Here is a 12,534-nt window from a genome sequence, read left to right on the forward strand (position 1 = left end):
TTTATATCCGGCGACGGAAAGAGTCCGGGCAATGCTACTCTCACTCGACCGTTCGGATGCGAACGAGGCTACGTCGCTCAGTTACGAAGTTATCGCCGCTGTCGCTGAACGGGAAGGGATCGATCCAGTAGAACTCGAACCGCCGGAGTACGATGCACTCTACGACGTCGTCAATCCCGAGGCTCTCGATTCACTGTTTGCCCCCCGACAGAACGGATCGGACCGATCTACCGGACGCGTCGAGTTCCCCTTCTGTGGATACGACGTCGTCGTCACGAGCGACGGCGAGGTCGAACTCTCGAAACAGACACACGCACAACAGTAAGCGGCGATCGGAGCCGCCGTTCAGTTGCGATCGCTCTCGATCCGATCCCGCCACGCAGTCGGGATCGGTGCCGATCGGCCCGTGTCCCGATCGACGACGACCTGGACCGTCCGGGCCGTCGCCGCAGTCTCGCCGTCGGCACGGATCTCGTACTCCATCGGGAGGCTCGAGTCGCCGAGTTCGGGAATCCGCATGGCGACGGTGACGTCGTGGTCGGCCTCGATCGGGCGGACGTAGTCGATTTCGAGGGACGCCAACACGGTGTCGGCCTCGACCAGCGAGACATCGACGACGTCCAGGAAGTACGCCTCTCGGGCCTGTTCGAGGTACGTCGCGTAGACCGCGTTGTTGACGTGACCCATGAAGTCGACGTCTCGAAGTCGGACGTCGACGGCCGTCTCGTAGGAGTAGTCGGTCATGTTCGCGGGGATAGGGGGTCGACCACCGTATATGTGGTGACGACGGCCGGGCCGCTCGCCGGCCGGACAAGTGTTGAACCCGTCGGACCGGGGACCACCCAGTCGCGATACGGACCCGATTAGGCGTCGGGCCGTGCGGCTTCGAAGACCGTTTCGTGGAGTCGATCCGAGACGATCTCCGTCAGCGGCTCCATGTTCACCGTGTCGGCCCGGTTGTACTCGACGAGCGTCTCGAGCGCCCCGTCGTCGCCCCGCTCGTACTCGTGCCAGAGTCGAACGGCGTCTCGGCCGCTGAGATCCGGCATGTCCCGATCGATCCCCAGTTCCTGCTCGATCGCTTTGAGGCCGCCGTCCAGCCCCAGCTTCTTGCACGGGTACATGAGGTCGAGGTGCGGGACCGTGACCTCGACGTCGAAACACGCCTCGAGGAACGGGACGTCGAACCGCTGGCCGTTGAACGTGACTAGCAAAGATGCCTCCGCCAGTTCGGTTGCGAGTCGCTGGGCCGTGAGGTCCCGGTCCTTCACGAAGGTGGTCGTCTCGCCGTCGCGGTGGCACGTGACCGTCGTGACGTCCTCGCAACTGGCGTCCAGTCCGGTCGTCTCGATGTCCAGGAAGCAGGTGTCGTCCCTGACGTTCTCGTAGAGTCGCCACCGACTCGCGGCCGGCAGCGCCTCCGCGAAGGGGGCGACGTCACCGCGCGCGAGGTGGTCCCGACCCTCGTCGATGAAGGCCTCGATTCGATCGGCGAGCGTCGGTCCGACGACGCTACCGTCGAACTCGTCCCAGTGAGTAACCCCGTGTTCCCACAGTCGACGTTCGGTAACCTCGCCGACGCCCTGGACGGGAATGAAACTGTTCTCGATTCGCACACCCGAATCGGTGTCCGGAACCGATAAAAACGCCTCGATCGCGCGGTTCGGAGCGCGCGGTTCGGAGCGCGCGGTTCGGAGCGAACGAAGTGAGCGAGAACCGCGAAACGCGACCGGGGAGCAGTGCGACCCGTGAGCCGCGACGCGAGCGAGAACCGCGGATGAGAACGGGGAACGATCGCCAGGCAAACGTGCCTCGACCTGTAAGCGGCGACCGTCGGGAGCCGAAAGCAACGACTGGTGAACCGCGTACCGACCGAAAGCCGTGCCGATCGACGACACCCCGCCTCCGAGAGGGGCGCCCGATCGCCGATACTCCGGCGACCTCGCCCAATCGCGGTGCCGTCCGACTCCGGAATCTCGATCTCGTGCCGCCGTTGCCCGATCGGCTATAGTAGCAACTGAAACGAGTCACACACTGATCGCACAGCTGTCCTGCGATCAGGTGTGCATTGACGTTCAGTTGCTACTAGAGAGCGTGAGCCAGTCCGTCGACGTTCCCTTGTCGCGGAGGTGCCACCGCTGTTCGTATCGATCGCCCCGTGTTCGAACTTCGACGACCGCGTCGAACAGCGGTTCCAGGAGGCAGACGGCATCGTGATCACGATCGAGGGACAGGTGATAGTGACCCATCCCGTCGACGGTATCGACGCGCGACGTGGCCAGGTGGAGCAACCGGAACACGTGTTCGGCGGTGTAGTCCTGCAAGAGCGCGACGAGAGAGTCGACACAGACGCGCAGTTCTGACGGAGCGAGTCCGTCGGCAGCGTCGTCCAGTTCGTCGACCGCCTCGACGAGTTCGATGCCGAGCGTGCCGAGGTTCAAGGACGCCGGAGCCGCCGGGTCGTCCACCGACGGACTCGACCCGGAGTGATCGATCGTCCAGGCCGACTCGACGGCCCGGTCGCTCCCGTGGGACGTGCTGCGCGTATCGCTGTTCGTCACGAACAATCGGTAGCGCGTGTCGGGACCAGTGTCACCCAGTAGACGGTTACAGATGGCGTCGTGAGCGTCCGCAGTGTCAGCCCCGACGACCAGTATGTTACTCCCCTCCCGTTTGAGCGTGGCAAGTTCGTTCGCGAACGTCGCGCTCTCCGGTGTGACTCCCCCTGGATCGCGTTCCATCCGTTTTTGACGAACAAACGGCACTGGAATAAATATTGCGGCCGACGCGACCGCGGAATTCGTCAGTACTGTCCGCTATCGGTTACCCCGATCGGCCGGCTTTTGGGACCGGGGTCCGTACGTGTAATATGGTCGACCAGGACGAGGACGAACTCGCCGAGGCGATGCGCGAGCTTACGCGGACGATCGACGACCTCCGATCGGAACTCGACGACTCGCGTCGACGCTCACCGTTTCGGCCGCCGACTCCCCGGCCACCGACGCCGGGCGACCTCTTGCGGCTGACGGACGAGGTCGCAGTGCCGGCCCTGCTCGCCGCGCTCGAGGCCAGCGTTCGGATCCTAGAGGCGTTCCAGCGCGGGCTCAAGATCGTCCGTACGGAACGGGAGGTCCGCGAGCGGGTCCGCGAGCGGTCCGAGATCGATGTTGCGAGCGATCGCGCGGACGAACTCCGCCGAACCACGCTCTCACAGCTCGATACCGTGCTGGGGGAACTCCAGCGTGCCGTCTCGGAGGGGGCGCTCCCCGCCGACGAGGAGGCCCGCGACCTCCTCTCGGAAGCACGCGAGTTGCGCGACGACGTCGACAGGCGACTGCGGGGTGCCGCCGCCGATCGTGGCAGTGAGAGCGAGACGATCGAGATCGACATCGATTCGAGCGGGGACGAGGCGGACGACGTGACAGTCGCGGACGACGAGAACGCGGCGGTGGACGTCGACGCCGAACTCGAGACGCTGAAGGACCAGTACTCGCCGTCCGAACCGGACGGTGAGGCGTCCGCGGACGACGGACCCGGCGCAACTGCGGACGACGGCTCCGACGGTGACGAGCACGACGTCGTCGACGGAGCGGACGACGATGCCGACTCGGACGATCATGAATCGCCCGGCGACGGCGACGATCGCGAAAACGACGGCGAAAGCCCCTAGATCGGTTCGAACCGGTAGCCGTCCCAGTCCTGGCTCTCGGGCTCTCTGATGCCCGCGCCGGGCTCGCGGAGCTCCTCCTCGTAGACCGGTCGTACCTCGTCGCCCGTCTCGACGTCGCCCGTCGTGAGCTGGACGATCGCGCGGACGGATTCACCTGCTATATCGAACTCGACGATCGCGAGATGGTTCGGCTCGCGGACGCCGGGCGGCGTCGCGGTCGAGGTCGTCCAGGTGACGACCTCGGCGGTGTACTCGCTGAGATCGATCGTTTCCACCGGTTCCGCGCCGTCGGGACCGCGCGGGTGGCCGGGGTAGCTGATCGAGCCGTCGTCGTACCGCGTCGCTTCCATCGTCATGCTGCCGCCTCCATGATGGTGGTGATCACGCAGTTCCCGAAGCCGCCGACGTTACAGCAGAGACCGACGTCCGCGTCGACCTGACGCGGTCCGGCTTCGCCGACGAGCTGTTCGTAGATTTCGACGCCCTGTGCGACGCCGCTCGCGCCGAGCGGGTGGCCCTTGGACTTGAGCCCGCCGGAGGTGTTGATCGGCAGTTCGCCGGTGTCGCGTTCGGTGTAGCCCTCCTCGACGAGTTTCCAGGCCTCGCCCTGCTCGGCGAAGCCGAGCCCCTCCATCTGGAGGAACTCGAGGATGGTGAACATGTCGTGGAGTTCGGCCACGTCGACGTCGTCGGGACCGTAGCCGCTCATCTCGTAGGCACCCTGTCCGCTCTCGACGACGCCGCCCATGACCGTGGGGTCCTCGCGCTCGTGGACGACGTGGGTGTCGGTCGCGCCGTCGATCCCCGAAATCACGGCGTACTCGTCGGTGTACTCCCGGGCGACGTCCTCGGGACAGAGCATCAGCGCCGCCGAACCGTCCGTGATCGGGCAGAAGTCGTACAGCCGCAAGGGATCGGCGACGATCGGCGACTCCAGCACCGTCTCGAGATCGACCTCCTTCCGGAACTGGGCCTTGGGATTGTCGACGCCGTTCTTGTGGTTCTTGACGGCGACCTTCCCGAGGCTCTCCCGGGGTGCGTCGAACCGCTCGAGGTAGTGGCGCGCGGTCAGACCCGCAAACGACGGGAGCGTGACGCCGGTCTTGTACTCGACAGGGTGGGTCAGCGACGCGATGACGTCCGTGGCCTCGCCGGTCGTCCGGTGAGTCATCTTCTCGCCGCCGACGAGCATCGTCATGTCGCTGGCCCCGCTGGCGACCGACTGCCAGGCGGCGTAGATCCCCGCCCCGCCGCTGGAACTCGTCTGGTCGATCCGCTGGGTGTACGCCGGCATCGCGCCCAGATCGTGTGCCAGCGCGTTCATTACCCCGGTCTGTCCCTCGAACTCGCCGCTCGCCATGTTCGAGACGTACAGGTGCTCGACGTCCGCGGCGTCGACACCCGCGTCCGCGAGACACTCGATCCCGGCTTCCGCGAGGAGGTCCGTGATCCACTCGTCCTCGCGTTGCCCGAACTGGGTCATCGAGGCTCCGATGATTGCAACCCGTTCCATAACTGACCAGACTCCGGTCAGTAGGTTAAAAGGCAGGGATCGAGGCAGTGGTAGCGGGATCCCGTACGGGAACGTGCCGTACTCGCCGGCGCCCCGTCTCGACTCAGGCGGACTCCGCGGCCGCCGTCTGCAACTCGCTCGCTCGCGATCGGGCCTGCGAGATCACCGCCGGACGGGCCTCGAACGAGATGAGGACGTCCTCGTCTCCGTAGGTGACGTCCTCGACGTTCGCGTTGTCGTGGATCCACGAGACGAGGCTCATCGTGTCGTCGGTCATCGGCAACACGAGTCGCTCTTCCTCCCAGTCCGGCAGTTCCCGATCGATCCGATCGAGGAGGGCGTCGACGTTCGTTCCCTCGCGGGCGCTGACCGCGACCGGGTTCGGGGCGAGCGCCGAGAGCGCCTCGCGCTTCTCGGCGAGTTCCTCGTCGTCGATCCTGTCGATCTTGTTCAGGACCGTCACGATCGGAGCCTCGTTGCGCTCGTAGAGGGTGTCGTGACTAGTGACGAGTTTCTCGTGGATCTCGTCGATGTCCTCGCCGACGTCGACCACGAGCAAGACGAGGTCCGCCCGGTAGACCGAATCGAGCGTGGACTTGAACGACTCGACGAGCCAGTGGGGCAGGTCGCTGATGAAGCCGACGGTGTCGGTCACGAGCACGTCGCGGGGGTCGATGTCGGCCCGGCGGGTCGTCGTCCCGAGCGTCGTGAACAGGTCGTCCTCCGACTCGGCCGTCGGGTCGAGGTCGGGGTGGAGGCCCTCGTTCTCCTCGACCGCGATATCGTCGGCCAGCTGGCGAAGCAGGGTGGACTTCCCTGCGTTCGTGTACCCTGCCAGCGCGACGAGGTCGAACCCGGAGTCGCGACGGCGCTCCCGGCGCTGTTCTTCCGTCTGCTCGATGCGCTCGAGTTCGTCCCGGATCCGGCTGATCTGGTTCTTGATGTCCTGCTCGCGGCTCTCGTCGTACTCACCCAGCCCCATGAACCCGGGGTGCTCCTCGCGCTTGGCCAGGCTCGTCTTGGCCTCCGCCCGCGGGAGTTCGTACCGGAGTTCGGCGAGTTCGACCTGAAGCTGCGCTTTCCGGGTCTGGGCGCGCTGGCCGAAGATCTCGAGGATCAGGGTGAACCGATCGATCACCTCCACGCCCTCGGGGAGCAGTTGCCCGAGGTTGTACGTCTGGTAGGGTCCGAGGCGGTTGTCGAAGATGACGGTGGTCGCTCCCGTCGCCGCGACCCGATCGGCGAGTTCCTCGGCTTTCCCCTCCCCGAGTTGGAGCGCGGGATCGGCCTTCCGCGACTGGGTCACCTCGCCCACGACGGTGTAGCCCGCCGCCTCAGCGAGGTCGTGGATCTCGCTCGTGTCCGGGTGGCCCGAATCGACGCGCTTCGCGACGATCGCCTTCACGCGCGCTCACCGGCGGGCGACCGGAACCGGAGTGTGACGCGTCGCTGGTCGATTCGATCTGTACTCCTCGTTGGCGCTGTACACACGGTGGCTGACACGCTAACGATGCCTGTCAGTCACCTCCGTTATTCGACTGTCGAACATACCTCCCGGTACGCGACCGATCGTCTTGAATCCAGTGCACGGCCGACGCCGGTCGCGAAGATGCGAGAACTGGGTGGTGCGGTCGACCCCGTCGCCCGCGATCAGCCCACTCCTCCGAGTCGTTCCGTGGTTCGACCTCACGGAACAACCTTCTCGTTTCCGTCCTGCGAGCACATACAGAACAGTCGTTCGATCGTGAGAGTCAGCTGATCGAAACAGTCATTACTGCCGTCGATAATCCAGCGTCGTGATGGTAGAGGTCGATCCGACGGCGCTGGGCGTCGAGTTTTTCGCCAGCGCGGTCGTCGGTGGCTGCATCGGGTTCGCGACGAAGAAGGTCGCCAAACTGCTCGCGATCATCGTCGGCGTCGAGTTGATGGCCGTCCGGTACCTCGAGTCCCAGGGGATCGTGACGATCGACTGGCACCGCCTCACGGCCGGACTCGTCGGCACGAGGAACCCGACGGCGAATGTTGACACCCACTGGATCGAATCCGCGCTCTCGACGCTCTCGATCGGCGCCGGGTTTACCAGCGGCTTCCTGATCGGCTACCACCGGGGATAGAGCCGTTCTCGATCCGCCGTCGCCGGTCACCGCGTCTTCAAATCGTCCTTGTCCTTGATGATCTCGGTCTCGGCCTCGCCGCTCGTGTGCTCGTTGACGGTGTCGTAGAAGTCGTTTTGCATCCCCGCGGGGAAGGTCAGAACGCCGATCCACGAGCCGTCGGGCTGCCACTCCTCGCGCTCGAGTTCGCCGAACCCGCGGATCTGTGCCTGCGCACTCCCGGCGTGTTCGGCCGGGATCTGGACCGCGATCGTCACCTCCTCGAACCGGATCGGGATCACCGGACGCAGGGCGTCGAGCGCGTCGTCGACCTGCTGTTCGACGGGTTCCATCGGATCGACCGTGAATCCGGCCTCCTCGAGGGCGTTCTCGATCCGCTCGGGCGGATGCGGGGCGTTGTCCATCTGCGGGTTGATCGCGTTCCGCGTGATCGTGTCGATCAACTGCTTGCGCTTCTGTTCTTGCATCTCGCGGCGCTGATCCGCCGTGATCTGGATTTCACCTCGTTTGATCACCTCGGGGATGATCTCGAGCGGGTCCGTGGTGTCGAAGACGTTCTCGAGGTCGGACTCCGCGGGCCGATCGCCGCGCGAGGCGTCCTCGAAGACGTCTTCGGCGGCGATCACGTCCTCGAGGTCGCCCTCGAACTCGTCGCGTTTGATCGCCAGGGCTGCATCCGGTTCGACCAGCACCTCGAAGCGCGCCCCGTGTGACTCGAGCCGCGCCGTCACCGCCTCGTCGAGCGATATCATGACTGATGGTTTCGCCGCCAGTGAAAAGAGTGTTTCCCGAACGCCGAGGGCTGTGCGACGCCCGTGATCCTCCCCCGGACGCGAATCGCGAGTCGATCGACTCTCGGATCGTGAGAACCGTCCCCTCGATCGAGAAATCGCGTCCGATCGAGGGTCGATTTCGGCTCGCGATCGCCACGTCGAGCGGCGGGTGGCGATCGATCGCGAACGATTACTCCTCGGGTTCGTCCTCGCCCGTGTCGAGGAGATCGTTCTCCTCGAGGTGGCTCTCGATGCGGTCGCGATCGAACTGTTCGAAGGACTCGGTCTCGACGTCGACGGTCGCGAGGCCGACCTCGTTGGGCAGGAGCGAGCCCTCGTTGACCGACGCGAGTGCGTCCAGCGCCAGCGCGATGCCGCCGTCGAGGTCGGCGGCGTCGTCGTAGTTCTCCTCGAGGTAGTCCTGGAGGTCGCCCCGTTCGGCACCGACGGCGAGGGCTTTCCACTCGTAGGGCGTCCCCGAGGGGTCGGTCTCGAACAGGCGCGGTTCGCCGTTGTCGATCCCACCGATGATCAGCGCGACGCCGAACGGCCTCGCGCCGCCGACCTGGGTGTACTGCTGGATGTGGTCGGTGACTTCCTTCGTCAGCGTCTCGACCCCGATCGGTTCGCCGTAGCGGAGGTGGTTGACCTGCGACTGCCGTCGGGCGAAGTCGATCAGCTGACGGGCGTCGGCCACGTGGCCGGCGCTCGCGATGCCGATGTGGTCGTCGGCCTTGTGAATCTTCTCGACGCTCGAGTCCTCGAGCAGCGGGGAGGGAACTCGCTTGTCGACCGCGAGAACGACCCCGTCGTTCGTTCGGACGCCGATGCTTGCTGTTCCTCGCTTGACCGCCTCGCGGGCGTACTCGACCTGGTAGAGTCGGCCGTCGGGCGAGAAGATCGTGATGCCACGGTCGTAGGCCTGCTGTTGTTGTTGTCCCTGCATAGTATCACGCTAAATCGTAATCGAGGTCTGTCGCGCCCGCGAACGCCTCATCGAGTCGCACGTCTGCAGATCCATCGCGCGTGACTGCGACTCGCTCCTCGTTCCGGAACACGACGTTTCTCTCGTCGTAATCTTGCCGGCGGCGTCCTAAATACTTTTCATTAGCGGCACGGATCGTCCCACTGATACCGCGGACCCGCAGGCCGACCGGAGCGCCGTCGATCGCGTCGACACAGGCGAGTGCCGCTCGCGCCGGGTCGGTCTCGCCGTGGCGGACCCTGACGATCGCTTCGCCGTCGCCGTCCGCGAACTCGAACCGGACGACGGTCAGGTCGGCGGCCGCGCTTCCCGGATCGCCCAGCAGGTTCTGGCCGGCGTACCACAGTTCGCGCTGGAACGCCCGGCGATCGATCGCGGCGTCGGGCCAGCTTTCGATCCCGACGGCGAGGTAGCGCCAGCGCGGCCGGAGGTGCTTCGGGAGGTGTTTCACGGTGACTCGCCCTCGATCGGTGCCGGGCCGCGCTCGGCGACCAGGACGCCGACCTGGTCGTGGACGCGCTCGACCGCGGTCAGCGAGAAGCCCGCGTCGGTGAAGGCGTCCGCGAGCACGCCGACGGTCGCCGGATCGTCGACCTCGGGAGAGTAGAACGGGTCCGACGGATCGGGCTCGCCGAAGAACATCACGTCCCCGAGGACGAACCGTCGGGGCTCGAGGTCGGCGATCACCGCGATCGCCTCCCGCTTTTCCTCGTCCGAGAGGTGGTGCATGGCGAAGTTCGACGTCACCACGTCGACCGGCCCGTCGTAGTCGGGATCGCGGAACGTTCCCTTCCCGAATTCGACGTTGTCGAGGCCCTGCTCGTCGGCCTTCGCTCGCGCCTCGTCCATCATCCCCTCGCTGATGTCCCGGCCGACGACCCGTCCCGCGTCGGGCGCGAGTGCGAGTGCGATCGCGCCGGTTCCGGTCCCGAGGTCGAGGACGACGTCCCCGCGATCGGAGCGAGTGCGGGCTCGAGACGACTCCGTCGACTCGGTGTCGTCGGCGTCGGGAGACGCGTGCTCGATGACGAGATTCGCGCACGCGCGATACTCATCGGAGTTCGACTCGTCGTACTCGCTGGCGATCTCGTCGAATCGGGCGGCGTGTTCCTCAATCTCTTTCTTCATACCGACCCCGTTCGACCCCCGGCTCAATGAAGGACTCGGACCTCACGTGGCGATTCCGCTCGGCCAGACTACCCCACTCCGCCAGGCCCTCCGCGACGAAGTCGGCGGAGAGGCCGATTTGCTCGCCCAGCGCCCGCAGCTCCCGCGGCGCGCGAAGTTCGAGATGCGAGGTCGGGACCCCGCTGACGACGTACGGCGCGTCGTAGTACTCGACGATCTCGTGGAGTTTCCGGAGCGACTGGATCGTTCGGACGCGGCGCCCGCCGCTCGTCCGGAGCACGCCGGAGAAATCGAACTCGAATCGGACGCCGTTCTCGGCGGCCGCCTTCGCGAGGACGTGATTGACGTCCCCCTCGCGGGCCATCGGGCCGGCGAGCACGTCGATCTTCTCGTTCTCGACGGCGAACCGGTTCAGGGCGTTCGTGCCGCCCTCGACAGCCACGATCGTCTCGTCGGTCCGATGGTTCCCGACCGCGCCGCTCGCTTCCTGTACGTCGTCGGCCTTGATCTCGATCCCCCTGACGACGTCGATCCCGTACTCCGCCGCGATCCGATCGGCATCGTACGCCGCCCGCGCGTCGGAGTGGTTGCGCACGACCACGCCCTCGAACCCGTAGTCGGCCGCCGTCTTCGCGAGCCTGGCGACCGTGCTTGCTCCGTCGGGAAAGGCGCGGGCGGCCTCGTACATACTCGAATGCACTCGCGGAATCGACTTGGGGTTTGCGTCACGCGACGGCACCGAATCCAGGTCCCGATTTCGCGAGGCCGGGAGTGCGTCTCGAGCCCTGCGAGAGGTGCACGACCCAACGGAAGAGCAAGCTTTTCCGAACATCGCGAACCCTCCGGTTTCGCTCAACGCGGACGGGCAGGCTGTGACATGATACCAACCGCGAGCGACCGTGAGGAGCGAGCGGGCCGACGACCGATGTGAACGAGCGATCGTGCGGCGCGAAGCGCCGCTACGGAGCGAGAGAACGGAGGGAGGAGTGCTTTTCATCGAAGCTAAGCGGGAGTGAAGCTCCCGCGAGGTCCGAGAGAGCTTCGCTCTCTCGAGATTTTGCCGAGGGCGCGCCTTCGGCGCGCCCGCAGAGCAAACGTTCGTTAGTTGAGAATCGACTGTGCGACCGTCGCGAGCTGGCCGTTGTTGGCCTCACGGAGCCGATCGTCGCCGATCTTGAGTCGGAGTCGCGGGCGGCCGACGTCGATCGGAACCTTCTCGGTGTCGATCAGACCCATGTCCTCGAGTTTGGTCTTGGTGCGGCTGAACGTCGCCTTAGAGGCGATCCCGACGTCCTCGCCCCACTTGCTGATGTCGTACAGCAGGGCCTCGTTCTTGGCGGCCACGAGCAGGGAGATGGTCACTTCGTCGAGGCCGTCGCCGTCGCCGCGTGCGGTCTCGAGCGAGTCGAGGATCGCCGTAAAGTCCTCCTCGGCGTCGGGGCTGATCTCCTCGGAGAGGGTGTCGCGCACGTCCGTGATCGGCGGCGTCCGGAGGTTGAACGTCTCGGCGTCCTCCCAGTGGGCTTCGTACGTTTCGTAGGTGTCGTCGACGAACCCGTCGTCGTCGGTGACGAGGCCGCCGACGCGATCGCCCGCGTGGACGATGGCGACGACGCGATCGTCGGTGACGAGCAGGGAGTTCTCCGGTGCTTCGTCGAGGGTACGGAGTGCGAGCGACCCCGCCGAGATGAGGTCGGCGGCGTTGGACGCGACGATAAAGTCGTCCATGACGTCTTTGAGCGTGCGTTCGTCGGCGAGCATGTGGACCGACGGGACGTCGCCGTCGAAGTCCGTGGCTACCGAGACGAACTCTTCGATCGCGTCCCGCGACGGGTTGACCATGTACACGTCTCCGGTTGCGTCCTCGAGAACCGACCCGAGGATATCGTCAATCTGGTGGTTGAGTAAATTCGAAGTCATGCCTATACAGAAGTAAACGCGACCGTCTTACTTATTTTTGGTGGCCGTTTGCACACGACAACTTCTCGTCCCGCGGTCAAACCGGTAATTTTTGTCCCAAAATCCATCAGATACCCAACCGTCGGGCCGGTACCTTGTGAACAGCCGTCACGACAGTACCAGTGGCGGTGATACTCTGCCAGGAATTAATTTCGCCAGGACAATGGTTTTTGAGATGATACGAATAGCTAAATACGGTCGATTTGTTAGTAGATGAGCGTATGGGTGCTAGACACAATCGACCGTGGTGGGTACTGCGCGAAGCCGTCGATCGGTTTGGTGCGGCTCGAGTACGAGCGTGTTCGGTACAAGCAAAGCGTGTCAGTACGTACGGCGGACCGTAGGTCTCAGACGGTCTGCTGTGACGAGTTATCGGCGTAACCGCGAGCCGT

Annotated in this window: 15 protein-coding genes; 3 read left to right on the forward strand and 12 right to left on the reverse strand. The window is 65.3% G+C overall.

All coding sequences use genetic code 11. From position 1 onward, the window contains the following. Positions 1–31 precede the first annotated feature (31 nt). Positions 32–325 (forward strand): DdfA family disk-determining factor, encoded by a 294-nt coding sequence (gene ddfA / locus AC6I6X_RS22305; protein ID WP_497932774.1) that lies wholly within the window; start codon positions 32–34, stop codon positions 323–325. A gap of 20 nt (positions 326–345) precedes the next feature. On the opposite strand, the gene AC6I6X_RS22310 is transcribed toward ddfA, so the two are convergent. From AC6I6X_RS22310 to AC6I6X_RS22320, 3 genes are all read right to left on the reverse strand, one after another. After that, a complete protein-coding gene (locus AC6I6X_RS22310) occupies positions 346–744 on the reverse strand; it encodes an acyl-CoA thioesterase (protein ID WP_497932775.1) in 399 nt (132 codons plus the stop codon). A 119-nt stretch (positions 745–863) separates the two neighbouring features. Beyond that, positions 864–1,616 carry a ribonuclease H-like domain-containing protein gene (locus tag AC6I6X_RS22315; protein ID WP_497932776.1) on the reverse strand — a complete coding sequence of 251 codons (753 nt, stop codon included), beginning with the start codon at positions 1,614–1,616 and terminating at the stop codon, positions 864–866. A gap of 459 nt (positions 1,617–2,075) precedes the next feature. After that, entirely contained in the window at positions 2,076–2,741 is a 666-nt protein-coding gene (locus tag AC6I6X_RS22320; protein WP_497932777.1) for a DUF7504 family protein, read from the reverse strand. 128 nt (positions 2,742–2,869) lie between these two features. Between AC6I6X_RS22320 and AC6I6X_RS22325 the strand changes: the two genes are divergently transcribed. Continuing rightward, complete coding sequence (locus tag AC6I6X_RS22325; protein ID WP_497932778.1) at positions 2,870–3,670, forward strand: DUF7547 family protein; 801 nt, start codon at positions 2,870–2,872, stop codon at positions 3,668–3,670. Here the strand turns inward: AC6I6X_RS22325 and AC6I6X_RS22330 are convergent. The 3 genes from AC6I6X_RS22330 to hflX form a co-directional block, all read right to left on the reverse strand. Beyond that, positions 3,667–4,026, reverse strand: coding sequence for a nucleic acid-binding protein (locus tag AC6I6X_RS22330; RefSeq protein ID WP_497932779.1), 360 nt, complete (start codon positions 4,024–4,026; stop codon positions 3,667–3,669). The genes AC6I6X_RS22325 and AC6I6X_RS22330 overlap by 4 nt on opposite strands. Further along, the gene (locus AC6I6X_RS22335; RefSeq protein ID WP_497932780.1) at positions 4,023–5,183 is read right to left on the reverse strand and encodes a thiolase family protein; all 1,161 of its coding nucleotides are present in this window, start codon (positions 5,181–5,183) and stop codon (positions 4,023–4,025) included. The genes AC6I6X_RS22330 and AC6I6X_RS22335 overlap by 4 nt, the downstream gene beginning before the upstream one ends. 103 nt (positions 5,184–5,286) lie before the next feature. After that, positions 5,287–6,588, reverse strand: a complete 1,302-nt coding sequence (gene hflX, locus AC6I6X_RS22340) for a GTPase HflX (RefSeq protein ID WP_497932781.1) — start codon at positions 6,586–6,588, stop codon at positions 5,287–5,289. Between the two features lie 394 nt (positions 6,589–6,982). Between hflX and AC6I6X_RS22345 the strand changes: the two genes are divergently transcribed. Next, entirely contained in the window at positions 6,983–7,297 is a 315-nt protein-coding gene (locus AC6I6X_RS22345; RefSeq protein ID WP_497932782.1) for an FUN14 domain-containing protein, read from the forward strand. A 26-nt stretch (positions 7,298–7,323) separates the two neighbouring features. On the opposite strand, the gene AC6I6X_RS22350 is transcribed toward AC6I6X_RS22345, so the two are convergent. From AC6I6X_RS22350 to tbsP, 6 genes are all read right to left on the reverse strand, one after another. After that, positions 7,324–8,049: a ribosome assembly factor SBDS gene (locus AC6I6X_RS22350; RefSeq protein WP_497932783.1), complete on the reverse strand. Its 726-nt coding sequence runs from the start codon at positions 8,047–8,049 to the stop codon at positions 7,324–7,326. A 211-nt stretch (positions 8,050–8,260) separates the two neighbouring features. Continuing rightward, positions 8,261–9,016 carry an archaeal proteasome endopeptidase complex subunit alpha gene (gene psmA, locus AC6I6X_RS22355; RefSeq protein WP_497932784.1) on the reverse strand — a complete coding sequence of 252 codons (756 nt, stop codon included), beginning with the start codon at positions 9,014–9,016 and terminating at the stop codon, positions 8,261–8,263. Positions 9,017–9,020: 4 nt separating this feature from the next. After that, on the reverse strand, positions 9,021–9,506 hold the full coding sequence (locus AC6I6X_RS22360) for an Rpp14/Pop5 family protein (protein ID WP_497932785.1): 486 nt from the start codon (positions 9,504–9,506) through the stop codon (positions 9,021–9,023). Next, positions 9,503–10,183, reverse strand: coding sequence for a class I SAM-dependent methyltransferase (locus AC6I6X_RS22365; protein WP_497932786.1), 681 nt, complete (start codon positions 10,181–10,183; stop codon positions 9,503–9,505). The genes AC6I6X_RS22360 and AC6I6X_RS22365 overlap by 4 nt, the downstream gene beginning before the upstream one ends. Beyond that, complete coding sequence (locus AC6I6X_RS22370) at positions 10,167–10,871, reverse strand: RNase P subunit p30 family protein (protein ID WP_497932787.1); 705 nt, start codon at positions 10,869–10,871, stop codon at positions 10,167–10,169. The genes AC6I6X_RS22365 and AC6I6X_RS22370 overlap by 17 nt, the downstream gene beginning before the upstream one ends. 413 nt (positions 10,872–11,284) lie before the next feature. Continuing rightward, positions 11,285–12,103: a transcriptional regulator TbsP gene (gene tbsP, locus AC6I6X_RS22375; RefSeq protein ID WP_497932788.1), complete on the reverse strand. Its 819-nt coding sequence runs from the start codon at positions 12,101–12,103 to the stop codon at positions 11,285–11,287. Positions 12,104–12,534: the final 431 nt, after the last annotated feature.

It is taken from the genome of Halosolutus sp. YCN4, from assembly GCF_059736495.1.

Excerpts from the sequence above, each read along its gene's own strand:
- ddfA (WP_497932774.1), top strand. The coding sequence starts at position 32 with ATGCTACTCTCACTCGACCGTTCGGATGCGAACGAGGCTACGTCGCTC.
- AC6I6X_RS22310 (WP_497932775.1), bottom strand. The coding sequence starts at position 744 with ATGACCGACTACTCCTACGAGACGGCCGTCGACGTCCGACTTCGAGAC.
- AC6I6X_RS22320 (WP_497932777.1), bottom strand. The coding sequence starts at position 2,741 with ATGGAACGCGATCCAGGGGGAGTCACACCGGAGAGCGCGACGTTCGCG.
- AC6I6X_RS22325 (WP_497932778.1), top strand. The coding sequence starts at position 2,870 with ATGGTCGACCAGGACGAGGACGAACTCGCCGAGGCGATGCGCGAGCTT.
- AC6I6X_RS22330 (WP_497932779.1), bottom strand. The coding sequence starts at position 4,026 with ATGACGATGGAAGCGACGCGGTACGACGACGGCTCGATCAGCTACCCC.
- AC6I6X_RS22335 (WP_497932780.1), bottom strand. The coding sequence starts at position 5,183 with ATGGAACGGGTTGCAATCATCGGAGCCTCGATGACCCAGTTCGGGCAA.
- AC6I6X_RS22345 (WP_497932782.1), top strand. The coding sequence starts at position 6,983 with ATGGTAGAGGTCGATCCGACGGCGCTGGGCGTCGAGTTTTTCGCCAGC.
- AC6I6X_RS22350 (WP_497932783.1), bottom strand. The coding sequence starts at position 8,049 with ATGATATCGCTCGACGAGGCGGTGACGGCGCGGCTCGAGTCACACGGG.
- psmA (WP_497932784.1), bottom strand. The coding sequence starts at position 9,016 with ATGCAGGGACAACAACAACAGCAGGCCTACGACCGTGGCATCACGATC.
- AC6I6X_RS22365 (WP_497932786.1), bottom strand. The coding sequence starts at position 10,183 with ATGAAGAAAGAGATTGAGGAACACGCCGCCCGATTCGACGAGATCGCC.
- AC6I6X_RS22370 (WP_497932787.1), bottom strand. The coding sequence starts at position 10,871 with ATGTACGAGGCCGCCCGCGCCTTTCCCGACGGAGCAAGCACGGTCGCC.
- tbsP (WP_497932788.1), bottom strand. The coding sequence starts at position 12,103 with ATGACTTCGAATTTACTCAACCACCAGATTGACGATATCCTCGGGTCG.